At 68.1% G+C, this 26,122-nt stretch carries 25 protein-coding genes; 18 read left to right on the top strand and 7 right to left on the bottom strand.

Features of this window, described 5'->3' with window-relative positions:
• From H5407_RS21925 to H5407_RS21855, 15 genes are all read left to right on the top strand, one after another.
• On the top strand, positions 1 to 807 hold an 807-nt coding region (locus H5407_RS21925), incomplete at its 5' end, for a GNAT family N-acetyltransferase (RefSeq protein WP_183106632.1).
• A gap of 187 nt (positions 808 to 994) precedes the next feature.
• Positions 995 to 1,588, top strand: a complete 594-nt coding sequence (locus H5407_RS21920) for a two-component system response regulator (RefSeq protein ID WP_183106631.1) — start codon at positions 995 to 997, stop codon at positions 1,586 to 1,588.
• A gap of 502 nt (positions 1,589 to 2,090) precedes the next feature.
• Positions 2,091 to 4,526 (top strand): penicillin acylase family protein, encoded by a 2,436-nt coding sequence (locus H5407_RS21915; RefSeq protein ID WP_183106630.1) that lies wholly within the window; start codon positions 2,091 to 2,093, stop codon positions 4,524 to 4,526.
• 71 nt (positions 4,527 to 4,597) lie between these two features.
• Positions 4,598 to 5,443, top strand: coding sequence for a cytochrome c family protein (locus tag H5407_RS21910; RefSeq protein ID WP_183106629.1), 846 nt, complete (start codon positions 4,598 to 4,600; stop codon positions 5,441 to 5,443).
• Between the two features lie 156 nt (positions 5,444 to 5,599).
• Complete coding sequence (locus H5407_RS21905) at positions 5,600 to 7,417, top strand: serine/threonine-protein kinase (protein ID WP_183106628.1); 1,818 nt, start codon at positions 5,600 to 5,602, stop codon at positions 7,415 to 7,417.
• Positions 7,418 to 8,138: 721 nt separating this feature from the next.
• Positions 8,139 to 8,654, top strand: coding sequence for a response regulator transcription factor (locus H5407_RS21900; protein WP_220800745.1), 516 nt, complete (start codon positions 8,139 to 8,141; stop codon positions 8,652 to 8,654).
• Between the two features lie 31 nt (positions 8,655 to 8,685).
• Positions 8,686 to 9,057, top strand: coding sequence for a hypothetical protein (locus tag H5407_RS21895; RefSeq protein ID WP_183106627.1), 372 nt, complete (start codon positions 8,686 to 8,688; stop codon positions 9,055 to 9,057).
• 428 nt (positions 9,058 to 9,485) lie between these two features.
• Complete coding sequence (locus tag H5407_RS21890) at positions 9,486 to 9,884, top strand: hypothetical protein (RefSeq protein ID WP_183106626.1); 399 nt, start codon at positions 9,486 to 9,488, stop codon at positions 9,882 to 9,884.
• 455 nt (positions 9,885 to 10,339) lie between these two features.
• On the top strand, positions 10,340 to 11,686 hold the full coding sequence (gene aspS / locus H5407_RS21885; RefSeq protein WP_183106625.1) for an aspartate--tRNA(Asn) ligase: 1,347 nt from the start codon (positions 10,340 to 10,342) through the stop codon (positions 11,684 to 11,686).
• Position 11,687: 1 nt separating this feature from the next.
• A complete protein-coding gene (locus tag H5407_RS21880) occupies positions 11,688 to 12,743 on the top strand; it encodes a hypothetical protein (RefSeq protein WP_183106624.1) in 1,056 nt (351 codons plus the stop codon).
• Positions 12,731 to 13,789 (top strand): amino acid--tRNA ligase-related protein, encoded by a 1,059-nt coding sequence (locus H5407_RS21875; RefSeq protein ID WP_183106623.1) that lies wholly within the window; start codon positions 12,731 to 12,733, stop codon positions 13,787 to 13,789. Before H5407_RS21880 ends, H5407_RS21875 begins: the two co-directional genes overlap by 13 nt.
• 1 nt (position 13,790) lies before the next feature.
• Positions 13,791 to 14,897: an alpha-hydroxy acid oxidase gene (locus H5407_RS21870; RefSeq protein WP_183106622.1), complete on the top strand. Its 1,107-nt coding sequence runs from the start codon at positions 13,791 to 13,793 to the stop codon at positions 14,895 to 14,897.
• Positions 14,890 to 16,008 (top strand): PLP-dependent aminotransferase family protein, encoded by a 1,119-nt coding sequence (locus tag H5407_RS21865; RefSeq protein ID WP_183106621.1) that lies wholly within the window; start codon positions 14,890 to 14,892, stop codon positions 16,006 to 16,008. Before H5407_RS21870 ends, H5407_RS21865 begins: the two co-directional genes overlap by 8 nt.
• 32 nt (positions 16,009 to 16,040) lie before the next feature.
• Positions 16,041 to 17,090 carry a TauD/TfdA family dioxygenase gene (locus H5407_RS21860; protein WP_183106620.1) on the top strand — a complete coding sequence of 350 codons (1,050 nt, stop codon included), beginning with the start codon at positions 16,041 to 16,043 and terminating at the stop codon, positions 17,088 to 17,090.
• Positions 17,081 to 17,977 (top strand): cupin-like domain-containing protein, encoded by an 897-nt coding sequence (locus H5407_RS21855; RefSeq protein ID WP_183106619.1) that lies wholly within the window; start codon positions 17,081 to 17,083, stop codon positions 17,975 to 17,977. The genes H5407_RS21860 and H5407_RS21855 overlap by 10 nt, the downstream gene beginning before the upstream one ends.
• A gap of 130 nt (positions 17,978 to 18,107) precedes the next feature.
• Here H5407_RS21855 and pstS read toward each other — a convergent pair whose 3' ends face one another.
• From pstS to H5407_RS21825, 6 genes are all read right to left on the bottom strand, one after another.
• Entirely contained in the window at positions 18,108 to 19,208 is a 1,101-nt protein-coding gene (pstS, locus tag H5407_RS21850; protein WP_183106618.1) for a phosphate ABC transporter substrate-binding protein PstS, read from the bottom strand.
• A gap of 71 nt (positions 19,209 to 19,279) precedes the next feature.
• The gene (locus H5407_RS21845; protein WP_183106617.1) at positions 19,280 to 19,792 is read right to left on the bottom strand and encodes a RidA family protein; all 513 of its coding nucleotides are present in this window, start codon (positions 19,790 to 19,792) and stop codon (positions 19,280 to 19,282) included.
• 46 nt (positions 19,793 to 19,838) lie between these two features.
• Positions 19,839 to 20,273, bottom strand: coding sequence for a cytochrome c (locus H5407_RS21840; protein WP_183106616.1), 435 nt, complete (start codon positions 20,271 to 20,273; stop codon positions 19,839 to 19,841).
• Positions 20,270 to 21,877 carry a flavin monoamine oxidase family protein gene (locus H5407_RS21835; protein WP_183106615.1) on the bottom strand — a complete coding sequence of 536 codons (1,608 nt, stop codon included), beginning with the start codon at positions 21,875 to 21,877 and terminating at the stop codon, positions 20,270 to 20,272. The genes H5407_RS21840 and H5407_RS21835 overlap by 4 nt, the downstream gene beginning before the upstream one ends.
• Before the next feature lie 90 nt (positions 21,878 to 21,967).
• Positions 21,968 to 22,609, bottom strand: coding sequence for a histidine phosphatase family protein (locus tag H5407_RS21830; RefSeq protein WP_183106614.1), 642 nt, complete (start codon positions 22,607 to 22,609; stop codon positions 21,968 to 21,970).
• The gene (locus tag H5407_RS21825; RefSeq protein ID WP_183106613.1) at positions 22,602 to 23,249 is read right to left on the bottom strand and encodes a glutathione S-transferase family protein; all 648 of its coding nucleotides are present in this window, start codon (positions 23,247 to 23,249) and stop codon (positions 22,602 to 22,604) included. Before H5407_RS21825 ends, H5407_RS21830 begins: the two co-directional genes overlap by 8 nt.
• 173 nt (positions 23,250 to 23,422) lie before the next feature.
• On the opposite strand from H5407_RS21825, the gene H5407_RS21820 reads away from it, so the two are divergent.
• The 3 genes from H5407_RS21820 to H5407_RS21810 are packed head-to-tail and all read left to right on the top strand — an operon-like array spanning position 23,423 to position 25,006.
• On the top strand, positions 23,423 to 24,316 hold the full coding sequence (locus tag H5407_RS21820; RefSeq protein WP_183106612.1) for a DUF535 family protein: 894 nt from the start codon (positions 23,423 to 23,425) through the stop codon (positions 24,314 to 24,316).
• A gap of 59 nt (positions 24,317 to 24,375) precedes the next feature.
• Positions 24,376 to 24,516 carry a hypothetical protein gene (locus tag H5407_RS21815; protein WP_183106611.1) on the top strand — a complete coding sequence of 47 codons (141 nt, stop codon included), beginning with the start codon at positions 24,376 to 24,378 and terminating at the stop codon, positions 24,514 to 24,516.
• Between the two features lie 16 nt (positions 24,517 to 24,532).
• On the top strand, positions 24,533 to 25,006 hold the full coding sequence (locus tag H5407_RS21810) for a DUF6515 family protein (protein ID WP_183106610.1): 474 nt from the start codon (positions 24,533 to 24,535) through the stop codon (positions 25,004 to 25,006).
• A gap of 13 nt (positions 25,007 to 25,019) precedes the next feature.
• Here H5407_RS21810 and H5407_RS21805 read toward each other — a convergent pair.
• Positions 25,020 to 26,122 (bottom strand): GGDEF domain-containing protein (locus H5407_RS21805; RefSeq protein WP_220800743.1); only part of this gene is annotated, 1,103 nt, incomplete at its 5' end.

Genomic DNA, 26,122 nt, shown 5'->3' with positions numbered 1-26,122 from the left:
GCGCGTTGGCTGCGCCTGGGTGTGGTGGCCGGCAACGAGCCGGCTGAGCGCCTCTGGTGCGGGCTGGGCTTTCGCGAGCTGCGCAGCCGGGTGACGCAGACGGCCGGCCAGCCGCCGGGCCCGGTGCGGGTCCTGCTCAAGCGCCTGGCGGGCAGCCCAATGCTGGCGGACTGGTCGGACTACCTGGCCGCCGTGCCCCGCGACCGCCAGCCCATGGACAGCCTGCGCACCCTGGCCGAGGTCCTGCCCCTGCGCTCGCCTGCGGGCCGTGTGCAGCTGCGGCGCATGCGCGAGTCGGACCTGGAACGCTTCCACGCCTACCGCAGCGACGCCGAGACGGCGCGCTTCCAGGGCTGGACGCAGGCACAGGACCCTGTGCAGTCGGCCGCCTTTCTGCGCGAAATGAGCGAGGCCCCCATCGGCGTGCCGGACGAGTGGGTGCAACTGGCCATCGCCGATGGCGAGGACGACCAGCTGATCGGTGACATCGGCCTGTGCCTGCGCGCGCGCCCTCTCGCCGGGGTCGCGGGTGCCGACACCCATCCCCTGGGCGCCTGGATGGGCATCACCCTGCACCCCGGCTGGCGCGGTCGCGGCCTGGGCCGCGAGGCCTTTGTCGCACTGCAGGACTTCCTCTTGGAGGCCGGCGGGCTGCTGGAGGTGGAGTGCTGGGTGGACGCCCGCAACACCGCCTCCATCCAGCTGCTGGAGGCCAGCGGCATGCGCCGCTTCTGCAGCGAGGTCCGGGACTTTCGGGGGGGGCCTTGCGAGGAGCATGGCTACCGGCGCTGGCGAGGGTGCTGCTGAGCCGGGCTGGTGAAAGAGGAGGAGTGGCAGGAGGGTGGAAACGCCTGCTTACAAAATCCGGCGCCCCACCCGCCTATTCGAGCGGGACGTCCTGTGCAATCCCCAGTTCGACGCGCACGCTGCGGTGGTAGATTCCTGCGGCATCCGCCCAGCCCTGCCGGCCGCGCCGCCGGCGTGGAGAACCCCCATGCCTTTCCAGTTGCCTGACCTCCTGGGTCCCTACCTGCTGCCTCTGCTGATCGCGGTGCCGCTGGCCATCGTCGTGATCCTGATCAGCATCCGCAAGGAGGACGAGGAGGTCCGCCAGTTCCAGGAGTCGCAGCTGCCGGCGCCGTTCAGCGGCCCGGCCGCGGCCAGCCGCTTCCAGCCCAGCGCCATGCCCGTTGACGGCCCGGTGCCGGTGCTCGTGGTGGACGACTCTGCCGTGGTGCGGGCCAAGCTGGGCAAGCTGCTGGAAGGCGCGGGCTACCTGGTGCTGCTGGCGCGTGATGGCGTCGAGGCCCTGGAGGTGCTGGCCCGCCATCCTGTGCAGGTCATGATCACCGACCTGGAAATGCCCAACAAGAACGGCTTCGAGCTGATCGCCGACGTGCAGGGCGCTCTTGAAACCGAGGACCTGCCCATCATCGCCATCACCGGCCACGAGGAGCTGCAGGGCCGCGTGCACCAGATCCAGGGGCTCTACGGCATCTTCAAGAAACCCTGGAGTGACCGCGACCTGCTCAAGCGCATCGAGACCCTGACCCAACTGCGCCAGCGCGGTCCGCGCATCGCGGCCTGACGGGGGGGAGCCGGCGCCGGCATGCAGAGGCAACCGCGGACGCCGCCTGATCCGTGTCAAGGTTCACGGATTGCTGCGTGCTTGGGGTTTTCCTTGTTGGGGGCATTCCCAAATTTGCTGATTCAGCGCAATTTTCATGCGTCAAAAGTCGCCTGACCGCCGCGAAACGCAAACCTTTTGTGCGTGAACCGGCCTACAGTTCGCAGCACGACAACGAGGGTGGCCCGCAAAGACGGGCCGGAGGGGCGGATGAGGAGGTGTGAGGACACTCATCCGCATTGAGCAGGTGGTTCGCCGGAGCCGCCTGTGTGCCGCGGCACAGCGCGGATGAAGGGGCTGATGGGGCTTTGGAACCATCAGCCCTTTTCATTTCTCGTCGGATGCGGCATCTCCCCTGCCTGCAGGATCTCGGCCGTGCGAATTCCTGTGCAGCCCGCGCCAATCCTGATGCGCCTGCCCGGGCGCTGTGCTGCAATGCAGGCCCCGTCCTGGAGTCCTGCCCATGGCTGCACGCATCTTTCGCCTTCGTTCCCTGCTCTGGCTCCTGCTGGGGCTGCTGGTCCTGGCCCTGCTGGCGGCCGGCCTGCACTGGCGGGCCAAGCTGCCCAGGCGTGAGGGCGAGCTGCCGCTGAAGGGCCTGAGCCAGGCCGTCAGCGTGCGCTTCGACGCCTGGGGCGTGCCGCACATCGAGGCGCAGAACGAGACCGACCTCTACCGTGCCCTGGGCTATCTCCATGCCCAGGACCGCCTCTTCCAGATGGAGATGGCCCGGCGCCTGGCTCGGGGCGAACTCTCCGAGGTGCTGGGCGAGAAGCTGCTGCCTACCGACAAGCTCTTCCGCAGCCTGCGCCTGATCGACTTCGCCGAGGCGCGGGTCCGGGCCGAGTCCGCTCGCCCGCCCGGCCCGGCCCAGCAGGCCCTTCTGGCCTACCTGGACGGCGTCAATCAGTACCAGGGCAGCCGCCCCGCGCCCCTGGAATTCGAGCTGCTGGGCATCAAGAAGCGCGATTTCACGCCGGTGGATACCTATGCCGTGGCCGGCTACCTGGCCTACAGCTTTGCGTCGGCCTTTCGTACGGAGCCTGCGCTCACTTATGTGCGAGATCAGCTGGGGCCGGAGTATCTGAAGATCTTCGACCTGGACTGGAAGCCCGAGGGGGCCCTGGCCGCCCGGGCCCGCATCAGTGCACCGGCCGCCTCGGCCGTGGCCGCCGGCCGCCGCCTCCAGCCCGCGGACTGGCAGGCCCTGGCCCGCATCGGCCAGCTCAGCGACAGCCTGGGCGCCGGCCTGGCGCAGATGGAGGGCAGCAATGCCTGGGCGATCGCCGGCGCCCGCACGGCCAGCGGCAAACCCCTGCTGGCCGGCGATCCCCACATCGGCTTCTCGACACCCGCCGTGTGGTGGGAGGCCCACCTCAAGGCGCCGGGCTTCGAGCTCTACGGCCACTTGCAGGTGCTCAATCCCTTTGCCCTGATCGGCCACAACCAACGCTTCGGCTGGAGCCTGACCATGTTCCAGAACGACGACATCGACCTCATCGCCGAGAAGACCGACGCCGCCCATCCCGGGCAGGTGCTGGTCAAGGGGGCCTGGCAGCCCCTGGAGTCCAGGGAGGCCCGCATCAAGGTCAAGGGCCGTGCCGACGAAGTCATCCAGCTGCGCCGCTCGCCCCATGGCCCCATCGTCAACGACGTGGTGCCGGGCGACACCGGCCGCACGCCCGTGGCCCTCTGGTGGACCTTTCTGGAGAGCGAGAACCCCATCATCGAGGCCTTCTACCAGCTCAACCGCGCCGACACCCTGGCCGCGGCCCGCTCGGCGGTGCAGGGCATCCATTCGCCGGGGCTCAATGTGGTCTGGGCCAATGCTGCCGGGGACATCGCCTGGTGGGCCTCGGCCCGCCTGCCGCAGCGGCCGGCCGGCGTGAATCCGGGATTTATCCTGGACGGCAGCAGTGCCGAGGCCGACAAGCTCGGCTTCCTGCCGTTCAGCGCCAACCCGCAGGAGGAGAATCCGGCGCGCGGCTACATCGTCTCGGCCAACCACCAGCCGGCCTCGGCCGAGCCGGTGCCGGGCTACTACAACCTGCCGGACCGCGGCTGGCGTCTGGAGGAGAGCCTGAAGGCCAGCGCGAGTGGCTGGGACCTCCCCCGCGCCCAGGCCCTGCAGCTGGCCGATGACACCGGCTACGGCCCCCGCATCCTGGCCCCGCTGATGCCCATCTTGCGCCAGCAGAAGGAGGGCGCCGAGCTGGTGGCCCTGCTGGCCGTCTGGAAGGGAAGCCACGGCCTGGAGGATCGCGCCCCCGTGCTGTTCCACCAGCTCGAGCACCAGCTGATCCATGCCGTGCTGGCGGACAAGATGGACGAAGCCATGCTGGCCAACCTCAGCCGCACCCGGGCCCTGGACCATGCCCTGCCGCGCCTGGCCGCCGACCCGGATTCGCCTTGGTGGGACCGCAAGGCCACGCCCCAGCGCGAGACCCGCGAGCAGATCGTGGCCGAGGCCTGGGCGGCCACGCAGAAGCACCTGCGCCTCACCTTCGGCGAGGACTCCGCGCAATGGACCTGGGGTCGCGCTCACAGCGTCACCCACAAGCACCCGCTGGGCGAGGTGAAGTGGCTGGCCCCGCTCTTCAACGTCGGCCCCTTCCCGGCGCCCGGCGCACATGAGGTGCCCAACAACCTGGCCCAGCGCAGCGGCGACGCGCCCTGGTCGGTGGTCTACGGTCCCTCCACCCGCCGCGTCATCGACTTCGCCGCGCCGGGTCGCAGCCGGGGCATCAACCCCGTCGGCCAGAGCGGCGTGCTGGGCGACCGCCACTACAGCGACCAGGCCCGCGACTACGTCAGCGGCCGGTCCCGCGCCCAGTGGCTGGATGCGGCCGATGTGCAGACGCAGGCGCGCAGCACCCTGGTCTTCCGGCCCACTCCCTGAACCCCTTGCGCCTCTTGAGGCCTCACTCCTCGCCCGACCCCGCACCGCCTGCCACGCCGGCCCTTGCCACCATGAGCACACGTCTTTCCGTTCTCTCCCGCCGCCTGCTGCCGCTGCTGCTGTGCGCATCGCTGGCGACCCCGACCCTTGCCGTGACGCCCGCCGGATCGGCTTCGCTGCGCCTGCCCGAGCCCGCCGCCGCGGCCAAAGCGGGCCCGGCCCAGGGAGAGGTGCAGGTCATGGAGCCGCACCTCTCCCGGCCCGGGCAGCCGTCTGTGCAGGTGCGCTACCGGGGCTGGCCGGCCCGCGTCTTCCTGGACCGTTGGCTGGGCAAGGGCTGGGATCTGCCGGAGGGCGAGCTCGAGTTCCGGGCCCAGGACGGCTTCGTCTCGCGTATCCCGGTGGAGCGCTTTCAGCGCCACCAGGCCTGGGTCGTCACCGGCCGGGTGGATGGCCAAGCCTTCCAGGTCGATAACCATGCCCAGGGCGAGAAGCAGGTGCCCCTGGGCCCCTACTACCTGGTCTGGGACAACCTCGCCGAGCCCGCCCTGCAGGCCGAGGGCGGTGCCGTCTGGCCCTACCAGGTGGTCAGCGTGCGCCGCACGCCCTCCAGCCGCGCGGCCCTGCTGCCTGGTGCCATGGCCCCACGCTACGCCGCCCAGGCCCAGGCCTTGCAGACCCACTGCCTCAGCTGCCACCAGGTGAACGGCTACGGAGGCGACAAAATGCCCCTCAACCTCGCCCTGCGCGCCCGCGAGATCGATTCGAAGCGCTGGAGCGCCTGGCTTCTGCAGCCGGCCCAGCTCAAGCCGGGCACCACCATGCCGCCGCTGAGCGAGGGTTTGCCCCAGGCCGAGCGCGAAGCCCTGGCGCAGCAACTGCAAGACTATCTGAAGGCCCTGCCCCTGCAACCCTGAACAATTTCGCGCTTCACCCTGTTGAGGAGCAAGCAGTTGTTACATCTTGCGGAGAAGCGACGCCAGCGGTGCACCTGATCCGCTACGCTTCGGCCCTCGCACGCCGCATCCTGCCCGTTCCAGCCCGATATACGCCTTTGCGCTCACCGCCCGGTCATGATGTCCGACGCCAGCCCTGATCGCCGCGCCGCCGCCTCTTCGGCCGCGCCCAATGCCCTGCCGGCAGGCACGCGCTTTGGCGAGCTCGAAATCCTCAGCACCCTGGCCGTGGGGGGCTTCGGCATCATCTACGTCGCCCAGGACCATGCCCTGCAGCGCCAGGTGGCCATCAAGGAGTACATGCCCTCCATGCTGGCTCAGCGCAACGCCAAGTCCAAGGTGTCGGTGCGTTCGGGTTCGCAGCAGGAGACCTTCGACGCCGGCCTGCGCTCCTTCGTCAATGAATCCCGCCTGCTGGCGCGGTTCGACCATCCGTCCCTGCTGAAGGTCTACCGCTTCTGGGAGGCCAATGGCACGGCCTACATGGCCATGCCCTATCTGCAGGGCCAGACCCTGCGCCAGGCCCGCCGGGCCATGAGCCAGCAACCCGACGAACCCTGGCTGCGCCGTCTGCTGACGGCCTTGCTGGAGGCCCTGGAGCTGCTGCACACGGAGTCCATCTGGCACCGTGACATCGCCCCCGACAACGTCTTCCTGCCCTATGGCGGGGCGGCCCCGGTGCTGCTGGACTTTGGTGCTGCGCGCCAGGTCATCAGCGACCGCGCCGAAGGCCTGACGGCCATCCTCAAGCCCAGCTACGCCCCGATCGAGCAATACGCCGAGTCCCGTCAGTTGCGCCAGGGCCCCTGGACGGACCTCTACGCCCTCGGCGCCATGGTCCACGAGCTGATCCTGGGACGCACGCCGCCTGCCGCAACGGCTCGCAGCCTGGGCGACGAATACCAGAGCCTGGTCACCCTCGCGCCCGCAGGCTACAGCCCCGAACTGCTGGCCTGCGTGGACTGGATGCTGCGCGTGCATCCGCAGGACCGTCCGCAGTCGGTGGCTCATCTGCGCGCGGCGCTGGAAGGCCGCCTGACGCCGCCCGAGCCCCGCATGGCCGAGACCATGGCTGTGCCGCCTCCAATGGGTTTTGAGGACACGCGCCTGGCCAACGATTCCGAGTTCGCCGAGACCCGCCAACTGGGTGACAGCGACTTCCTCCCCACCCGTGCCATGGACGTGCCGGACCTGCTGCTGGAAGACGCCCGCGCCGCCTCGTCGCCGGCGCCCCTGCCGTTGCCCGAGTCTGCTCCGGTGCCTCCGCCATCCCGGCGCAGCCCGCCCAAGCGCAGCAGCCCGCCCGTGGCCGGGCGCCGCTGGCCCTGGGCCCTGGGCCTGCTGGCCGCCGGTGGCGGCACCGCCCTGCTGGTGTCCATGGTGCAACTGCTGCTGCACCGCCAGCCTGCGGCCCCGACAGAGCTGGCCCTGGCGGCCTCCGAGCCGGCCTCGGCAGCCAGTGCCGACAACACGCCGGCTGCTGATCCCGTACTGGCCCTGGTGCAGTCGCAGCAGGAGAGTGCCGGGTCGGCACCTCCCGCTGCGCCGGCCGCCAGTGGGCCGCTGGCCGCGGCAGGCAAGGCAGCCGAGAAGCCCGCAGACAAGGCGGGCGACAAGCGAGCGGGCGCTGATGCCACCCGCAAACGCAAGGACACCGCCCCCGCCGCAGGGGCTGCGTCCGTCCCGACCGCCCCAGCCCCGGCCCCCGTCGAGCGGGCCCCGACCGTGGCCGTCCACACGCCCGGCCCCGCCAGCGCCGCGGCACCCGCCGACGCCCATCAGCCCTCAAGCCCCTCCGAGGCCTGTGGCAAGCGCGTCTTCCTCGCTCGCGCCCTGTGCCTGGACGAGCAATGCGCCACCCCGCGCTTCCATGGCCATGCGGAATGCGTGGCCTTGCGCGAGGCGAGGGAGCAGCGGCAGAGGAACAGGAACTAGGCGCTTGCGCCGGGCATGACGGGCGCAAGCCCGCACCCAGCCTGATCCTCCCTAACGACATGCTTCCTGTGTCGAAACGGCGCGGGCTCCAACGCCGACGGTCCGCGCGTGCAAGCTGGCGAGCTCTGCCGGGGAGGGGCGTGGATGGGGCTGGAGAAGGGGCGGCTTTGGCTTGGTCAGGGTCATTCGTCGGCAGAGGTCTGGCTGACCAGTGCATCAGAAGCCCGCCGCTCGAGCCGAATCGACGCGAATGAACTTGACGCTCTGATGCCACTTGTCAAAGCAGTTAGCACAAATCGCAAGTCCTTGGGTCTGGCCTTACATCTCCCAGCACAAGTGCGCGCCTTGAGTTCACGCGCTCGAAGCTATACGCTTCGAGCCCTACCGTCGGCCGCCGAAGCATTGCGCCTGCCCAAAGGCTCCAGGGAGACAGAGATGACATGCGACACCCATTGCCAGATCAGGCAAGGTCAGATCCCACTCCTGTTCAGCGCGGCATGGTGTTGGCATGAATAGGCTCTTGCCAGGGTCTCTTCCTGGCGCGTGTCCGGCATCTGAGGAATGCGTGCAGCCATGTCTGGCCATCGTGTGTGAGGTGCGCCTGTACCGCGAGGGCCTGACAGCCCTGCTGGCCCAAAGGTGCCCGCAGCCCGTCATCGGCCTCAGTCTTCCTCAGGCAATGCAGGGCGGACTGGCCCACGTCGCTCCGCAGGCAGTTCTAGTGGACGCATTGCTGCTGCAGCGGACGCCACAGGAGCAGTTGGGTATCACCGCCGCGATGGACGTTCTGGCCTTCGCCTTGTGTGAAGAAGACGAGAGTGCCGTGTTGAGCTGCGCAAAGCAGGGCGCGCGTGGATTTCTATCGCACGACGCACCGATCGATGAACTGCTGGCAGCAGTGGAGACCGTGCTCCAGGGAGGAATCCACTGCTCACCGCACCTCACTCGGTTGTTCATGCTGCGTGCGGCAGGCTCGTCTGTGGCCGGCCCTGGCCCTACGCTTCCAACAGCGCTTACTGCTCGTGAGCAAGAGGTGCTGACGTTGATCGCTCGCGGTCTGTCCAACAAAGAGATTGCAAGAGATCTTGGGATAGAAAGCGCCACGGTGAAGAACCACGTGCACCACCTTCTCGAGAAGCTGAATGTGCGTCGGCGCAGCCAGGCGGCTGCCTTGCACGCGACACATCATCTAGCTCCAGATCCACGCCTCTCTGCGAAAGGGATTCGGTCCAACTGATCCATGGTCGGCGACGAAGGCCGCGGGCAGTATGGAGGCCATGCAGTCAGGTCCGGCAAGCGCCATTTCTTGCGGTGTCGTCATGTCGCCGATGCAGCCCTGGCTGCGTGACATCGTGCTGCACGCGATGCAATTGAGCGGGGCGTCTCTTTTGGCAGCGCCGGGCTCCTTTGAGGAAGCAATTCGGCAAGCGAGAGATGCCCGAGCGCGGCTGCTGATTGTTCAGCTGGACGCACTGAGCTCGGCGCCGACGTCGCTACTGCTCCAGGCACCCACAGGCCTGCGCATCCTTGCTCTGAACTCCGAGCGGCAAGGCATTTCTGCCTATGAGCTCAAAGTGCTGACTCGCGATATCGGCCTGGCAGAGCTCGCTCAATTGCTGGCGCCGCATTCACCCGCTTGACCGCTGCGTCGAGGCCCTCAGCCTCGATATCGAGATCGAGATCGAGATCGAGATCGAGGTCGGGCGCACATCCCTTGCCACTGCCACGGTATGGATCTCTAGATCCATTGCGCTGTGGACCATTGGACAGTGAAGCGCCTCCTTCGATGGATCTGATGAGCTGGCCCTTTGAGCCCGGGCCGCCACATGGACCAGCGCCACACCATTCAACCCATTGGCACGATCGGGCAGCGAGGCGATCCTTGACCCCAAGCCAACGCTGCAGACCTAGGGTTTCAGACCCATAGCGTCGAGGCAGCGCAAAGAGATGAAGTGCGCCCCAGGCGCAGTTGACCCTGGGCGTTCAAGAGGTGCAAACGGGGCCCGACCGGTGATGACAGCCAGGTTCGTCAGCCCTGAAATCAAAGGCACGGAAAGGAGGTGAAACCATGGGTGAAGCAATGAAAGGCGGATCGTCTCATTCACTGATCGAAGCGGTTAGCGCGAAGTCAGTTACACAGGCGATGACAGAAGCGATCACAAGCGAGGTCACAGCGTCAGCGACACGCAGCGCCACACAGGCGCTGACAGCAGCGATGCAGACAGCCGCGGTGACACAGTCCGTGACACAAGGTGTGACACAGGCGATGACACTGGGCATGACACAAGCCGTCACACAGGCGCTGACACAGGCGATGGCCACACTGGCCAAGCTGCCTGATTTGGCCCTGACACTGTCCGAGACATTGTCTCAGACACTGGCCGGCGGACTGACAGCCCGCGTATCGCAAGCGTTGACATCTGAGGCCGTCACAGCCTCGCTGCGAGGCGGGGCTACAGCCGGCTGAAGGCTGCACGACGAGGAGTGCCCATGTTCAGGAGCCAAAGCCGCATCCGCTCCTGTCCAGTTGGTGAAGAACATCCGGCAATGCCGCGCCGGACTCGTTGCCATCCCAAGCATTCGTTGCAATGGCAGGTCTGCCAACGCGGGCCTGCCGATTCGAGATCAAAGGACACGTAACCCTCACACACGCCCATGGCGCAACGGTAAAGGGCTGAATCGGCCAACGGAGCACTAGACGCTGGAAAGAAATTTTTGTCGATCCTGGGAGACCACCTCCGCGAGCTAGACGTGGAGACCTCCCGCAGCGACGAGCGCTCGTCGCTGAAGCGTGCGGATCGGCGCGGCGGAGCGTCACCAGGTGCCTCACATGGAGTGGTTCAAGTCTGAAGCGCAACGGCCTTGTAAACCGTAGGTTGCGGGTTCGAATCCCGCTGGGCGTACCAATACCAGGAGAGCAGCTTGAGTACCGACACGTTACAGGTTCCACCTAAGCGCGGGCAGCTGCCCTCCACCAAAGTCTTCATCGAGGACCTTCCCCGCCATCTTGACCGAGTCGTCTTGCTCGAGGGCTGGCTGGTCACCGTCCGGCACTCGCGCAGCTTGAGCTTTCTGGTGCTCAAGGATCGCTCGGGAGAAATCCAGTGCGTGTGCCGAGACGAGCAGGCCGCTTCGCTGAAAGACCTCAACCCCGAGAGCGCGCTGCGCGTGCATGGCACAGCGCGCCGGGGTCGCCAAGGTGCCCACAGCGAGATCGAAATCGACGTCTCGGAAGTATCGGCGGCCGCCAGCGCTCACGCTCCGCTGCCCTTGCTCCCAGGTGCCACCGAGGAGCAGCGTCTGGACCACCGATATCTGGATCTGCGCCATCCGAAGAAGCAGCTGGCCTTTCGGGTGCAGAGCCACCTTGAATGGGCCGCTCGCAACTTCCTTGTGCAGCGCGGCTTCCTGGAACTGCACACGCCGAAGATCACCGCAGGCGGCAGCGAGTCAGGCGCTGCCGTGTTCAAGCTGCCATATTTCAGCCAGCAGGCCTGCCTCGTGCAGTCGCCCCAGTTCTACATGCAGATGGCCATGGCGGCAGGCATGGATCGCGTCTATGAGGTCGGCCCGGTTTTCCGTGCTGAATCGGCGCAGACCAACCGCCACGCCACCGAATTCACCTGCCTGGACGTGGAACAGTCCTGGCTCGAAGACACCGGCGCGCTGATGGATCTGGCCGAGGCCTTGCTGCACGAGATGCTGCTTGCAGTGCGCCAGCGTTACGGTGCCGAGATCATGAAGAGCCTGGGTCTTCCCGTCGAGGTTCCTGAGACGCCTATCCCCCGCCTGCCGCTGGCCATGGCGCGACAACTCAGCCCGGACCTGGCCAGCGCGAGGCTGTCCCACCAGGCCGAGCAGCTTTTGTGCAAGCACGCCCGAGAGCTCAGTGGCCACAGCTTCGTGTTCATCACCGACTACCCGGCGGCGGACCGACCCTTCTACACGCGGTGCCACGAGACCGCCCCAAGCGCAGCCCCGCTGAGCTGCAGCTTCGACTTGCTGTGGCGCGGCATGGAGATCGCCTCTGGCTGCCTGCGAGAGCATCGCCATGATCGGCTGGCGCGACAAGCGGCTGAATCCGGCTTGGACGACCAGGCCCTGAGTCACTACTTGCGCGACTTCTACCTGCCCATGTTCCGCAATGGCTGCCCTCCACATGGCGGCTTTGGCATCGGCTTGGATCGACTGATGATGGCCCTGATGGGCCAGGCGTCCATCCGCGAAGCCAGCTTTGCCTACCGAGGATCAGAGCGCTATGTGCCCTGAGATGCACATCGCGCAGGTCGCGCAGATCGAGCTAGGCGGTTTCATGCTGCCGCGCGTGCAGCGCCTGCTGTCTGAAGCACCCTTGCAGATGATGCCGCCGCAATCTGCGCAACGCTCGCCGCTGGGTGCGCTGGCGTTGAAGCTTCGCCCGGTGAACGCCGACCCCGCGTCGAGGGACTGCCAACGCCTGGTCGACTGGCTGCAACAAGCTGCCTGGGTGGAGCAGCTGGCATTGCGCCCGCCCAACGTCTATGTGCGACCGGACGCTACGGTTGCCGGTGAATGGGTGCAGGCTGGCATGGCCGAACGTTGGCGCAATCTGCGCGTTTGCCTACCGGAAGACGCCTCATGCGGCGCCGAGTTGGATGTGCGGCACCCGAGCCTGCAACAGCTGCGCCACGATGTCGTGGCGATCGCGTGGCAGCGCCTATGTCGTGCATTGGGTCAGCCTGACCGGCCCACACCGGCTGTCGAGGGCCTCGATGTGCCCCAGGGCACGCTTCGCGCCCGTGCTGGCGGCAGTGTGGACGTGCAGGACTTGCTTTGCGCGCTGCAGGGGCTGGAGCAATCCAGCGGCGGCACGCCAGCGCAGGGGCCTGCTGCGCTGCGCTTCTTTCTGCTGCGCTGGCCACGCGGGCAGCGCGTGCTGCTGACCGACGCTCGCCTGGCTGAGAGCCAGCGAGCACTGGCATCGCTGAGCCGAGACGACAGCGGCGCACCCGACGTCGAGCCCGATGGCCCGACTGCAGCTCGCCGACGCGGCGAGCTCGCGGCCATCGTAGACCAGCTGGACGCCGCCCTGCTTCGTGCGCTGGAACAGCAGGACGCCTGTCCGCTGCTTCGCCACACGCTGCAAGTCGCCGAGGCGCTGAGGGATGCGCACGCTCAACTCGCCGCAGACAGCGGCCTGCGCCAGGCTGCACACCAGGCCATCTTCGCGGGTTTGTACCTCTGCGGGCTAGAAAAACTCTCTTCCCAGCCGCGCGCCGCGGCGCACCCCCACCCCTGGATCCCATCCGATCCTGAGCCCATGAGGAGCACTCCATGTCCACACTGACTGCCAAGCCTGAAGGCTTCAAAGACGCCTACGCATGGACCGGCGACGTACTGGCCGCCCTGCGAGGCTCGCTGGACCATCTCGACTTCACCGAAATCCTTCCCGCCATCCTTTCCGAGCGCTACGAGCCCGGCGCCAGGCACAGCATCGCCGTGCTGGGCGACCGCGCCCTGCCGGACGTTCACACCGCGCAAGGGCTCAATGGCGAGCCCCGCGTGACGGTCAGCGGCGAGCGCTTCTTCTACCTTCCCGTGAGCCACTGCGTGGAGAAGCAGTTGGCGCTCGAGTACACCGATCGGGTCTATTGCATGGCCCCCTGCGTGCGCCTGCTGATGGAAGGCGAGGACCGCAGCGGTCGCCATCTCTACAGCTTCTTTCAAGCTGAGATCGAATGGCACACGGAGAGCGTGGACGAAGCACACGACACCATCGAATCGATCCTCAGCGGCTTTGCCAGCAGGCTTCGCGCGCGGCTACAGGCTGCCGGGCGGCTTAACGAAAGCGCACAGACGCGCCTGGCCGCACTTGAGTCCACGCCGTACGAGCGACTCAGCTTTGCCCAGGCTCGCGAGCGCGTCCGCAGCGTTGGCGGCAATGTCAACCCGCATGCTGCCGGCGACCTAACGCATGCCGAAGAAATGGCCCTATCCGAGGCCAGCAACGCTCCCTTCTGGATCACGCATTACCCCGACGGCGTGCGCGATTCCCTGTATCGGAGAAACGGCGACGGCAGCTTCGCGACCTACGACCTCATCTTGCCGTTTGGCGAGGGCGAGCTGGCCACAGGCGGACTGCGCCCCGACTCGGGCGCCGACATCCTGGCCCAGGCGCAGAAATTCACCGCAGCACCACATCGCTACTACGCGGACTGGAAGCAGCGCACGAAGCTGCAGACCGGCGGCATTGGCTTTGGCGTGGAGCGCCTGATCCGCTACTGCGCTGGCGCCTCCAGCGTGCTGGACCTGCGCTATGCCCACGACCAGGGGCCCAATGCCGCGATCAACCCGAATCTGCCAGCGGGTGGCTCAACTACGGGGGCCTTTTGACATGAGCTCCATTGCACCGCTCACCCTAGCCGACATGGAGTCGGCGGCCCGCGCGTCGATGGACGCCGCGACCTGGGCCTATTTGGCTGGCGGCGCAGGCACCGAGCGCGGCATCGCCGGCAACCTGCAAGCCCTGGATAACGTCTGGCTTCAGCCTCGAGCGCTGCAAGGTGGCGCTTCGGCATCGACCGAGTGCTCGATCCTGGGCACGCAGCTGTCCCTGCCGGTGCTGCTGGCGCCGACCAGCCCGCAGCGACTGTTCCATCCCGAGGCGGAGCTGGCGACTGCCCGCGCCGCACTTGAGTCCGGCAGCATATCCATTGTCAGCACCGACACCCACTTCTGCTTCGCCGACATTGCCGAGCATGCGCCTCAGCGGTGCTGGTTCCAGCTTTATGCCTACAGCTCGCGGCGCGAAGTAGACGCCAGTCTGGACATGGCGGCCGAGGCCGGCGCAACGGCCCTGGTGCTGACCGTAGATGCGTCCTTTTCCGCCCGGCGCTTGAGCACGCGCCGGGCGGGCTTTCATGTGCCGCCCGACATCGCCTTTGGCACGCTGCGCTCACTGGGCATTGGCGATGGCAGCGTACCAGCCAACGGACGTATGGAACGGCTGGCGCTTTCCTGGCAGGACCTGGAGCGCCTGCGCCGGCGGTGGAAAGGCCCCCTGTTGCTCAAGGGTGTACTCGACCCGAACGACGCGCAGCGCGGCGTGGACAGCGGCGCCGACGGCTTGATCATCTCCAACCACGGCGGGCGCCAGCTCGATGCTGTGGTGCCCAGCCTTTGGGCGCTGCGGCGAATCGTTGCGCACATAGGCCGAAATCGGCCCCTGCTGCTCGACGGCGGCATTCGCAGTGGCACCGACATCATCAAGGCCCTGGCCATGGGCGCACATGCCATCTGTATCGGACGCCCGTATCTCTGGGGCTTGGCACTGGACGGCAAAGCCGGCGTGCAGACCGTACTGTCACTGCTTCACGAGGAATTGCAGGACGCCATGATGCAGATGGGTATGGCGTGCCTGGAAGACATCGGTCCGGACTGCCTGGTTGACCCCAGCGGGCTTGGTGCCTTGCCGAAGTCCTGGAGGCCTCGCCATGAATGAGATGAACAGCAGCGCCGGCCTGGTGCCTTTGACGCGGGGCATTCCGCCGATTGAGACGATCCCCAGTGCGGCGCTGGCCGACTGCGCTCGAGAGCTTCTTGCCAAGGATGCCGGTCGTTTGTTTCAGTACGCGGCGCTCGGTGGCAACAAAGGCGATGCCTTGCTTCGTGAACAGCTGGGTCGCCAGCACAGCTGCGATCCGGAAGGCATCTTTGTCGGCAACGGTTCGCTGCAGGTGCTGGACTTGCTTTGCGCAGAACTGCGCCCGAATGGGGACTTCGAGGTGGTGGTGGAGTCCCCCACCTACGACAGGGCGCTGGGTATCTTTCGGCGTCATGGCGCCACCTTGCTTGGCGTGCCCGTGCAGCCGGACGGGATGGATATCGAGCAGCTAGAAGCGCTGTTGACCAGACATCGTCCCACGCTGATCTACACGATCGCGGACTTCCAGAATCCCAGCGGAGTAACGCTCAGCACGGCCAAGCGACATCGACTCCTCGCCCTGGCGCGTGAGCATGACATGATCGTTGTCGAGGATCTGCCCTACCGAGCGCTGCGCTACCACGGCAGGAGCCCTCCGAGCCTGGCTGATCTGGCCGACGGCGCGCGCGTCATCGGCCTCTGCTCCTTGAGCAAGACGCTCAGCCCTGGCCTTCGAATTGGCTATGCGATGACTGATGCTGCGACGGCGCGTTCGCTGGCCCACCGCGCAGAGAACACCTATCTGTGCGCGTCGCCGCTGTGCCAAGGCATCGCCGCCCGAGCCCTGAGCCAGGGCCTGATGGACGTCAGCCTGGCGCAGACGCGCCAAACTTTGGCCGCCCGCCATGACGCAGCCTGGCGGGTTGCCCATCGACTGCTGGGTGACGCGCTGATGGCCCGGCCGGACGGAGGCTACTTCATGAGTGCCTTGCTCCCTTGCGCATTCTCCGAGACGCAACTCATCACTCGTGCGAGCGACCGCGGCGTAGCGCTGACGCCAGGCAGCCATTTCTTCCCGCCTGACCGCGTTCCCGCGCAGCACTTCTTCTTGCGCATCCCCTTCCAATCGTTGGGCGCTGATCGCCTGGCGCTGGCGCTGGAAGCCGTCGTTGACGCCACCGGCGCCTGAGCATGCGCGCCCACGAATCTGGATTCGGCTGCTTGCCCCTGTACCGCGCGGCTCATCCGGTCCATTCGCGTCACGCTCTGGTGCCGCTTGAGAGCCAGTCGCGCCGTGGACTGCATGCCTATGACGAACGCGCCTTGCTGCGCCTGGTCCGATCGGTAGACCCCGGCCGCGCGCCTGCACTCTGGGAACATGCGGGTGCGGCCTATCTTGCAAACCGCTCACCGCTGGCCCTTCGCGCGGTTGCGGCATTGCGCCGTGACGAGGCCGTGTCGCTGCACCTGACCGGTTTGGGGCTGCCTGTGGACATTCCCTTGCCACCCACGCCCTATCAGGGGCAATCCGACCCTGGCAGCATCACGCTGGCGCTGCTCAAGCTTTTCGGCCTGGTCCGCCACATGGGCGCCCGCGTGGTCGCCTATACGAACGAGGACAGTGGGCGCATCTATCGTGACGTCGCCGCGCGCCAGGGCGCGCACGACGAAGTCAGCTCCCAAGGCTGGGCTCAGCGCCTGCCGTGGCACACCGATTGCGCCTATCGGCCGCTGACCGACTTTGACCAAGGGACCGGCTTTGCGGACGGATCTCCGGCACCGCGCTGGCTCGTGTTCTGTGTCGTGCACGACAAGCCAGCGGTCCCATTGACTCTGGTTCCGGCGACCGGCGTCATTGCGCGGCTAGCGCCCCAGCACCGTGATGCACTCTTGCAGCCGGAGTTCGACATCACAAGCCCCCAGTCCTTCGGCCCGCAGCTGCACTCGCAAGGCCTGCCGCTGTTGCTGTCGGATGGCCGAGGGGGGCACTTCGTGCGGCTCAACGAGCTCGGCTGCACCGGCCGCACGGCGCGCGCCCGCGAGGGCTTGGCAGCACTGTCGGAGGCCTTGCAGGACCCACCAGGCTTGCAACGCATTGCACTGCGAACGGGCGACATGATCGTGCTCGACAACTGGCGGGCCTTTCACATGCGCAGCGCCTACACGCCGAACTGGAACGGCCGAGATCGGTGGCTGGTACGCGTATACGCCGTACCGCACGAGGTTCGCGGCCTGCCCGTTCGAAAGGGCATGGAGCGAATATGGAAATGACGCCGACAAAGCCGCGCGAACTGCACGACCCGGGGCGCGACGAGTTCCTTGCCTGCGCGCGCGAAGGTTCGCCTGCGCTGATCCATGGCGTGGTCTCTGCCTGGCCCTGCTCTCGGCTGTGGAGCGACGCCTATCTGCGCGATCGACTGCACGGACGCAAGTTCCTGGTCAACGAAAGCCCCGATGGCCTGTTCGGCATCCAATCCAGTCGCATGCTTGACTCGCAGGGCCTTTGCCACATCAGCTTTGACGAGTTTCTCGACCGTGTCCACACCTGCGGCGACGGCGATGAACCGCCAGCTGAGCGGGGGCCCGTGTTCTATATGCAGCAAAAGCCCGCCGCAGAGACCTTCCCGGAGTTGCTGCCCGACGTCGGGCACGCCAGTTTTGTCGACTTGGCCACGCTCAGTCAGCTCAATATCTGGATCGGGCAGCGAGGCAGTCGCATCCCCATGCACTACGACAGCTTCGACAACTTACTGGTGCAAGTTCGCGGCAGAAAGTCGGTGCGCCTCTATCCGCCCAGCCAGACACCTTACCTCTACCCCGGGCTGGATGGCGTGGATTTCGCCAGCCACGTCGATCCCGAACAGCCGGACCTGCAGCGCTACCCGCTCTTCGCGCGGGCTGCAGGTGCAATGGACTTCACCCTGGAAACCGGAGAAATGCTCTATCTGCCACCCTTCTGGTGGCACTCCATCCGAGCGCTGAGCAACGCGAACATCAGCATCAACTACTGGTACGACACGGCCTTTGGATTGCCGCGCCAGCCACTGCAGCAGGCGCGGGACCTGTTACGGCTGACCTTGTCGCAAAGCAAGGCTCTTCCCCCGGTACAGCTGGACGTTATGCGCGCTATGCTTCGCCAGGCTGCGGATTTCACCTGAGGGAAGCTGAATCCTACGGACCTCTCAGCTTGTCCGATTCAGCATCCCTCGAAGCATGGCTCAACTGCAACGTTCGAGGGACCACGAAAGCTCGCACAGGCTCGCAGCAAAACCGCCCCTCCCGCCGCCCTCAGTAGTAGTTGATCACCCCCCCATCCTGCGCCCTCACACTCGCGATCCGCGCCGCCATCCTCGCCTGCACGGCCACGGGCAGGGGGGCGAAGCCGGTGTCGGCCAGCAGGCGGTCGCCGGATTGCAGGGTCCAGTTGAGGAAGTGCAGGGCCTCGCTGGCCGCGGCGGCGGACTTGGGGCGGGCATCGACCAGGATGTAGGAGGTGACGGTGATGGGCCAGGTGCCCTTGCCGGGGCGTTGCAGCAGGCTGGCGGATTCGTCGCCCGTGCGGCCCATGGAGGAGTTGCGCACGGCCTCGCGGAAGCCGGCCTCGCCGGCGGTGACGAAGTCGCTGTCGTCGGCATTGCGCAGCTGCACGCCGCTCAGCTGGGCCTTCTGCAGACGGTCGAAGGAGACGTAGCTGATCGCGCCCGGCGTGGCCTTGAGGGTCTGCGCGATGCCGTCATTGCCTTCCGCCGCCACCGGGGCCAGAGAACCCTCCGGCCACTTGGGCAGCATGCCCGCGCCGATCTGCTCCCGGAAGGCCGGTGAGACCAGGCTCAGGTAGCGGCTGAAGGCGTCGGTGCTGCCGGACTTGTCCTTGCGCACCACGCGGGTGATGGGCAGGGCAGGCAGGGGCACGCCCGGGTTCAGCGCCGTGATGCGCGCATGGTTCCAGTGCCGGATCTCGCCTCGGAAGATGTCAGCCAGGGTGGGACCATCCAGGCGCAGCTGCGCCACGCCCTTGAGGTTCACCGCCGGCACGATGCCGCCTACCAGCATCGGCAGCTGCACCAGGTGCTTGCTGGCCAGGTCGGCCTCGCTGAAGGGGACGTCGCTGCCGGCGAAATCCACGGTACGGGCCTGGATCTGCTTTTGGCCGTCGCCGGATCCGGTGGGCTTGTAGCGCACCTTGCGGCCATGGGCGCGCGCGTACTGCTCGGTCCAGGCCTGGTAGACCACGGAGGGAAAGCTGGCGCCCACGCCCTGCACATCGGCAAGGGCATGGCTGGGGCTCAGGGCCGGCAGCAGGACACCCAGCACGGCCGCGCGCAGGGCGTGGCGGCGCAGGAATTTCGGGGCAGGGGCTTGGGGAAGGGGGGGCAGTGCGCGTGACATGCCCGGCATTCTGAAGACGATTTATGACAGTTCTGTTCCAAACTGGGCCAGGGGACTGTCGCCAGCCTTCGTCATCGGACAGCGGTCACCTCGATCTCCACGAGCCAGCCGGGCACCACCAGCCCGGCCACCTGCATCACGGAGCGGGCCGGCAGGTTCGGCTGGGCGGCCGTGCCGAAATGCTCGCTGTAGGCGGACATGAAACCGTCAAAGTCCATGCGGCCGCCCTTGGCCGGGTCGCCCACCAGAAAGACCTGCATTTTCACGACCTGGCCCATGGAAAGGCCCAGGCCCTTGAGCTGTCGATCGATGTTGGCCAGTACGCTGAGCGTCTGGGTGCGGGTGTCGCCATAGGCAGCCAGGCTGCCGCGCTCGGCCTTGGGGTCAGCCACGGCCGGCACGGCGCCGCTGACGAAGACCAGAGTCCGGCCCGCGGGCACCTCCACTGCGCTGGCGATGGGGAAGCTGGAATTGGGGATGCGATGGCGGATGACCTCAGGCGAGGGCGCCGCAGCAGCGGGCGGCGTCTGGGCCTGGACGGCCAGCGCGAGGGGCAGCAGGCAGGCAAGGGCGAGTTGTTTCATGCGGGCTCCAGATAACGGATGGAATCAGTGGTCTTGTGCGCGCCGCTCAGTGCGCGACGGCCGGGCTGGCCTGCTGGCCCTTGCGAACCTCGGCCGACTCGGCCGGCGTGACACCTGCGGTCTCGGGGGGCATGCCGCCGAAACGCGCGCGCACATGGCTCAGCACGGCGGCGACCTGCTCGTCGCTCAGCTGGCGGCCAAAGCCAGGCATGGCGCGGTGGCCATTGAGCACCATGTGCAGGGCATAGGGCGTGGCCGCCAGGCGTGGATTGCCCTGCAGGGCTGGATAGGCGCCGGCCCCACGGGCCCCGCGTCCGTCGGGCATGTGGCAGGCGGCGCACAGGGCGCCGTACAGGGCCGGGCCGCTGCGTTGCTCGAAGCGCCAGCCGCTGGAGAAGCGGGGCTCCGGGCCCTGTGCAGGATCGTCGGCCAGGACCAGCGCGGGCAGCGCCGCCAGCAGGAGTGTCAGGGCGGCTTTCATGCGGCGCGGGCCTTCTCGTGCAGCTGGGTGATGGCGTGGCGGGCCGAGAGTACGGCGCCTTCCTGCCAGGCGGGCAGCAGGGAGGCGTGCTCGCCGGCCAGGATCAGGCGGCCATCCATCTTCAGCAGCGTGGGGTAGTGGCGCTCGCGGGCCACTCGGCTCCAGTCGCCGAAGCAGCCCAGGGTGGCCGGATGGCGGTGCCAGCCCACGGTCATGCCACTTTCGTACTCGGTGGCGGCCTGGGGATGGATCAGGCTGTCCATGCGCAGCACCTCGCGCAGCCGCTCGGCCGGAGGCAGGGCGGTGAACTCCAGGGCCTGCGTGGCGAAGGCATAGGCGCCCAGCAGCACGCCCTTGCGGCCCTGCAACTCGTGATTGGGGTAGCCGATCAGGCGAATGGGCAGCTCCGTGCTGCTCATGCCGCCGAAGATGGCCTCGTCCTCCTCCCAGAAGCGGCGCCGGAACTGCAGGCCGGCCTTGAAGGCGGAGAAGTAGGGCACGGCCTCGATGGCCTCGTGCAGGGCCGCGCTGCACTGCACGTCCAGCTGCGAGAGCACGGACAGCGGCAGGGTGCAGAGGCACCAGTCGGCCTGCACGGTCTGCTCGGGCTGCCCGGGGCGGGCGAGATCCTGCACCCGCACCCGCACGCCCTGAGCGTCCTGCTGGATGGCGCTGACGCGGCGGCGCAGGCGGATGCGCTGCATGCCCACGGCCTGGGCCAGGGCCTGAGCGATGCGGTCCATGCCGCCCACGGGCTGGAACAGCGGGGTCTGGTATTCGAAGCCCGCGCCTTGGTCCAGCTGACCCCAGAGGCCGGAGCGCAGCAGGGCCTGCAGGCCTTGCGGCTGGGCCTCGGGCGGGTGGGCCAAGACGCCCATGCCGGGGAAGGGCTCGAAGCCGCGACGGTCGGCGGCCACTTCTCCGGCGCGGTAGCGGCCCTCGCGGTCCAGGCCACCGAACTGCTGCAGAGCCTGAACGAGGCGCTCGCGGTCCTCGGGTGTGAGGGTCTCGTCCAGGGGCTGTTGGCGCACCAGCTTGGCCAGCAGCTCGGCGACGTCGCCGCGGAAATCGGCCTGCACCTCGCGCAGACGCTGCGGCCGGCCGCCCGCCACGCGCGGGCTGTGCACATAGGCGTTGTGGTTGAGCTGGACGAAGGGCTCCAGCTTCACCCCCAACTGGCGGCAGTAGTCCAGCACGCCGTGGTGATGGAAAGGGATGCGCCAGGGGCCGGGATTGAAGTATTGGCCGCGGTCGAACTGGCAGTGCTGGGGGGCGCCACCCAGCTCGGTGTAGCGGTCGCCGCCGCGCAGGGTCCAGCAGCGGCCGCCGATGCGGTCCTGGTATTCGAGGATCTCGACCTCATAGCCCGCCCGCAGCAACTCCAGGGCCGACACCAGGCCGGCCACGCCTGCGCCCAGGACCAGCACCCTTTTGCCGCGGGCTGGGGCGGGGCCCAGCCGGAAGCCGGCCTGGGCCGGCGAAGCCTGGGCCAGGCCCAGGGCACTCATCGCGGCATAGACCGCGCCGCTGCCTGCCACGGCGCCCAGGCGCTGCAGCCAGGCGCGCCGGCTCGGGCCGCGGGCAGGGGAGGTGAGGATAGGCATGGGGCGGACCATAGCAAGTGCCGCCACGCGCTCACAGAGGGTCTATGCCGGGTGACTTTGGTGATGGGGTGCGGTGGGCCGGGGCGGCCTTCAGTCCAGCGTCCGCAGGTGCTGGTCCTCGGCCCAGGACAGCAGGCTGGGCCCGGCCGGCCCCCAGCGCAGGCGGTTGATGCCGGCGTTGGGGATGTCACAGGCCCGCGGGCCGCTCAAGGGCAGACCCCGGGCCGCGCGCCAGACCATGTCCAGCGCACCGCCATGGGTCAGTACCAGGACGCGGCCGCCGCCATGCAGCCGGGCCAGGCCGGCCGCGGCGGCAAGGATGCGCTCGGAGAATTGCCGCCGGCTCTCGGCGCCGCCGGGCAGGGCGTAGTCCGGGTCATGGCGCTGCCATTGGGCGTGCAGCTCCGGGTGGGTGCTGCGCAGGGTGTCTACGCTCTGACCTTCCAGTACGCCGAAGGACTGCTCGCGCCAGGCGGGGTCATGCCGCATGGGCAGGTCCAGGGCCTGGCAGACGGGCTCGGCGGTTTGGCGCGCGCGGCCCAGGTCGCTGCTGATGACGGCGTCGAAGCGCAGGCCTTCCGAGCGCAGCTGCTGCGCCAGGCGCCGGGCCTGGGCCAGGCCGCGCTCGTTGAGTGGGACGTCGATCTGGCCCTGGAAGCATTTGCGCAGGTTCCAATCCGTCTCACCATGGCGGACGAGGACCAGTTCGGCGAAGGCCTGCGGCTCAGACATAGGGCGCCTGCAGCCCTTCCGCCGCCCACAGGCCCTGCACGGCGGGGCGGGCCAGCATGCGCTGCACATAGGGCCCCAGGTGCGGCATGGCGCGCGCCGGGCGCTGCAGACCCCGGGTCCAGCGGCACATCATGAAGGCCAGCGGATCGACGGCGCTGAACTGCTCGCCAAGCATCCAGGGGCCGCCGTGGCGGGCGAACTCGGCGTCCAGGATGTCCAGCAGCTCGCTGGCGCGTTCCTCCGCCAGCACTTTGATCGCGGCAATGGCCTCCGGGAACTGCGCGGGCAGATGGCGTTCCGGGTAGAACCAGCGGCCCATGGTGGGCTGCAGGCCGGTGCTGAGCCAGCTGATCCATTTGTAGGCCTGGGCCCGCGCCTCGCTGGCCAGGGGGGGCAGCAGTGCGGCGTCTGGGTGGCGGTCGGCCAGGTGCAGCAGGATGGCGGCGGTTTCGTACAGCACCAGCTCGCCGTCCACCAGGACCGGGATCAGTCCATTGGGGTTGAGGCGCAGGTACTCGGGGCTGCGGTGGGCGCCCCGGTCGCGGTCCACCGGGACCAGCTCGAAGGGCTGGCCCAGCTCCCGCAGCAGCAGGTGCGGGGCGAGGCTGGCATTGCCGGGTGCGAAGTACAGACGAAGCATGCGGAAATCCTTGCGCAATCGAGGAAAACAGTCCCCACTGCGGGGGAGAGGGGTCGGTTGGTAGCAACGAATCTTTACAATTCGTTCGCCTTGGGACCCGCCAACGGCGGCAGCAGACCGACTGTAGCGGGCCAGAGAGCTGAGGGAATGAAGAGCGTGGAGGAGGAAGGGCGATGTCCGCTTTACTGAAGAAGGCCCTGGCGCATCCGGGGCTATGCCGCAAGGACAGGCTCAAGCTGCGCTTGGGCGCCTTGCTGCATCCTGGGGCCACGCGGCGCTGGCTGCAATACATCCATGCCGAACCGCTGCTGGCCCAGGCCTGCTGCCCGCGGCTGTTGACCAAGGCCTTCCGGCCCTATCTGCGCAACAGCCTGCGCTGCCGGGAGCGGGTCGATACCCTGATCAACCACTACGACACCCTGGGCGCCCTGGGCCTGCTGCCCCTGGCGTCCGCAGCGGCGCGGCAACCCCAGCTGCTGCATGCTGGCCTGAGCAAGTCCGGCCTGCCTTTCAGCCTGGAGCTCAATGCCATCCATGACGGGCACCGGGAGGGCGAGCTCTGCCTGCGCCTGCGCCTGGACGGCGTCTCGCTGTTCGGCATCAGCTTCGTGCTGCAGCAGCGTGACGGCCGGCTGCACATGCTGGTGGGTCGTCTGCAGGGGGAGTCGGGCGAGTCCGCTCGGGAGCAGGTCCGGGTGGCCACCAAGGAATTCCATGCCTGCCGGCCCGCAACCCTGCTGGTGACGGCGGCCCGGCAGCTCGCGCGGGTGCTGGGCTGCGAGTCGGTGCGCCTGGTCTGCAACAGGGAGCGCATTGCCATCAACCTCTGGCGGCGCTGGCGCATCCGGGCTGATTACGACCAGAGCTGGCAGGAGCTGGGCGCCCGCCTTGGTGCGGACGGCCTCTTCGAGCTGGCTCCCGTGGCCCTGCAGGAGCTGGACTACGAACAGATCCCCTCGAAGAAGCGCGCCGAGGCGCGCAGGCGCTCGCTGCTGCTGGATGGGATCCACGCCGGCCTCAGCGCCCGCCTGGGATGGCCGCAAGCCAGCTTTACCTTGGCGCAATAAGCCCCGAATCCGGGCGCGTCAGCATGGCGCCATGCCTTGACCGAGTCGGCGAGACGCCCATGCTCACTCTGTTGCGCCCCCTGGCAATGCCCTTCATCCTGGGCCTGTGCGGTCTGGGTGCGAGCCCCGCTTTCGCCGGCACCCGTGTCGATGTCGGGGTCGGCCTGCGCTTCGACAACCGCTGCCACCAAGACCACTAAGACCCGGCGCCGGGCTATGTGGTGGCCCATGCACCGGCGGGCGCGGGGGGCCGTCCATCATCACGCCGATCCCAACCACTTCCACGGCGGCATCTGGTACCGCCCCTGCGGCCCGCGCCTGCGGGTCGTGCTGCCGCCGGTGGGCATCGTCGTGCCGCTGCTGCCCTCGGCCTATGTGGCGCTGCGCATTGGCGGCGCCCCCTTCTTCTATGCCAATGGCGTCTATTACCAGGGCGCCCCGGGCGGCTACGTCGTGGTGAGCCCGCCCGCCGAGGCCGCGCAGGCCGTGCCGGCACTGCCGCCGCCGCCGCCGCTGGAGCCCGAGCCCACCATCGATCCGCGCAACGGCCAGAGCGCGCAGCAGACCGAGGCCGATCGCCAGGAGTGCAACCGCTGGGCCACCAGCCAGCCTTCGGCGCTCAACGATGCGGGTGTCTTCAACCGGGCTGTGGAGGCGTGCATGGATGGACGCGGCTACAGCAGGCGCTGAGGCTCGGCGCCGCTCAGGCGTGGCAGACGCGGTTGCGGCCGGCGTCCTTGGCGCGGTAGAGCTGGGCGTCGGCCTGCTCCAGCAGCGCAGCGGCGCTGGCCGCAGCCGGGTCGGCGGCCAGTCCCATGCTGAGGCTCACCTGCAGGTGCGGCGCCAACTGGCTCCAGTCCTGGGCGGCAACGCTGGCGCGCAGGCGCTCGCAGACGTCCGCCGCTTCGCGCAGCGGTGTCTGCGGCAGTGCCATCACGAACTCCTCGCCTCCGTACCGGGCCAGCAGCCGGGCCCCGCCGAACTGCCGCTCCAGCAGGGCGGCCACGCGGCGCAGCACCTCGTCGCCGACCGCGTGCGAGTACTGGTCGTTGATGCGCTTGAACCAGTCGATGTCGGCCAGCACCAGGGTCAGGTCTTGCCCTTGGCGGCGACAGTCCTCGAACATCTGCCGGACGGACTCGTCGAAATGCCGCCGGTTGTGGAGCCCGGTCAAGGCATCACGGATGCTCAGCTCCTTCAGCTGGCGGGCCTGCGAGCTGATGGTGGCGTGCGAGGCGCGCAGTTCCGCGTCGCTGTGCGCCAGGGCCTCGCTCATGTGGTTGAAGGCCTGGGCCAAGGCCTCGATCTCCGCGCTGCCCCGCGCATCGACCCGCTGCAGCAGCTCGCCGGCATGCATGCGCCGCACGGCCTGGGTCAGTCGGCGCAGCCGGGCGCTGAGGCCGGTGCCCAGCAGCAGGCCCAGCAACGCGGCCAGCACGGTAGCGGCGAGGGCGCCCACCAGCAGGGCCTGCCGCATGGCGGCCAGGTAGGCCAGGTCGTCCTGCCCGGGGCTCAGCACCCCTTCGGCCGACACATAGGCCCGGACCTCGCCACCCACTCGCACCGCCTTGGCCAGGGCGCGTTGCGCCTCGGGCAGGGCCTCGCCTCGTGGATAGCTGCCGGCGCCCAGCAGCACCCGGTAATTGGCGTCGGTGAGGATGAAGCGAAAAGGCGGATGGCTGCCGGGCCCGGCGGAGGGCGGACCGTCCGGCCCCGGGCGCGGACCGGGTGCAAAGCGGTCATCCGGACCGGGCTCCGGCCGTGGCCCGGGAGCAAGGCCGCCCTCTGGCCGCGGGCCCCGCCCCG

This window comes from Mitsuaria sp. WAJ17 (genome assembly GCF_014174515.1).
GTDB lineage: Bacteria > Pseudomonadota > Gammaproteobacteria > Burkholderiales > Burkholderiaceae_C > Roseateles_B.
Note: the sequence above shows the minus strand (reverse complement) of the source record. Positions and strands in the feature narration are given on the sequence as shown.

What these genes read in the sequence shown, in the direction of transcription:
- H5407_RS21815 (WP_183106611.1), top strand. Translation starts at nt 24,376, where the DNA reads ATGCTCACTCTGTTGCGCCCCCTGGCAATGCCCTTCATCCTGGGCCTG.
- H5407_RS21920 (WP_183106631.1), top strand. Translation starts at nt 995, where the DNA reads ATGCCTTTCCAGTTGCCTGACCTCCTGGGTCCCTACCTGCTGCCTCTG.
- H5407_RS21910 (WP_183106629.1), top strand. Translation starts at nt 4,598, where the DNA reads ATGAGCACACGTCTTTCCGTTCTCTCCCGCCGCCTGCTGCCGCTGCTG.
- H5407_RS21890 (WP_183106626.1), top strand. Translation starts at nt 9,486, where the DNA reads ATGGGTGAAGCAATGAAAGGCGGATCGTCTCATTCACTGATCGAAGCG.
- H5407_RS21810 (WP_183106610.1), top strand. Translation starts at nt 24,533, where the DNA reads ATGTGGTGGCCCATGCACCGGCGGGCGCGGGGGGCCGTCCATCATCAC.
- H5407_RS21880 (WP_183106624.1), top strand. Translation starts at nt 11,688, where the DNA reads ATGCACATCGCGCAGGTCGCGCAGATCGAGCTAGGCGGTTTCATGCTG.
- pstS (WP_183106618.1), bottom strand. Translation starts at nt 19,208, where the DNA reads ATGTCACGCGCACTGCCCCCCCTTCCCCAAGCCCCTGCCCCGAAATTC.
- H5407_RS21835 (WP_183106615.1), bottom strand. Translation starts at nt 21,877, where the DNA reads ATGCCTATCCTCACCTCCCCTGCCCGCGGCCCGAGCCGGCGCGCCTGG.
- H5407_RS21820 (WP_183106612.1), top strand. Translation starts at nt 23,423, where the DNA reads ATGTCCGCTTTACTGAAGAAGGCCCTGGCGCATCCGGGGCTATGCCGC.
- H5407_RS21870 (WP_183106622.1), top strand. Translation starts at nt 13,791, where the DNA reads ATGAGCTCCATTGCACCGCTCACCCTAGCCGACATGGAGTCGGCGGCC.
- H5407_RS21905 (WP_183106628.1), top strand. Translation starts at nt 5,600, where the DNA reads ATGATGTCCGACGCCAGCCCTGATCGCCGCGCCGCCGCCTCTTCGGCC.
- H5407_RS21845 (WP_183106617.1), bottom strand. Translation starts at nt 19,792, where the DNA reads ATGAAACAACTCGCCCTTGCCTGCCTGCTGCCCCTCGCGCTGGCCGTC.
- H5407_RS21895 (WP_183106627.1), top strand. Translation starts at nt 8,686, where the DNA reads ATGGAGGCCATGCAGTCAGGTCCGGCAAGCGCCATTTCTTGCGGTGTC.
- H5407_RS21875 (WP_183106623.1), top strand. Translation starts at nt 12,731, where the DNA reads ATGTCCACACTGACTGCCAAGCCTGAAGGCTTCAAAGACGCCTACGCA.
- H5407_RS21840 (WP_183106616.1), bottom strand. Translation starts at nt 20,273, where the DNA reads ATGAAAGCCGCCCTGACACTCCTGCTGGCGGCGCTGCCCGCGCTGGTC.
- H5407_RS21865 (WP_183106621.1), top strand. Translation starts at nt 14,890, where the DNA reads ATGAATGAGATGAACAGCAGCGCCGGCCTGGTGCCTTTGACGCGGGGC.
- H5407_RS21830 (WP_183106614.1), bottom strand. Translation starts at nt 22,609, where the DNA reads ATGTCTGAGCCGCAGGCCTTCGCCGAACTGGTCCTCGTCCGCCATGGT.
- H5407_RS21855 (WP_183106619.1), top strand. Translation starts at nt 17,081, where the DNA reads ATGGAAATGACGCCGACAAAGCCGCGCGAACTGCACGACCCGGGGCGC.
- H5407_RS21825 (WP_183106613.1), bottom strand. Translation starts at nt 23,249, where the DNA reads ATGCTTCGTCTGTACTTCGCACCCGGCAATGCCAGCCTCGCCCCGCAC.
- H5407_RS21915 (WP_183106630.1), top strand. Translation starts at nt 2,091, where the DNA reads ATGGCTGCACGCATCTTTCGCCTTCGTTCCCTGCTCTGGCTCCTGCTG.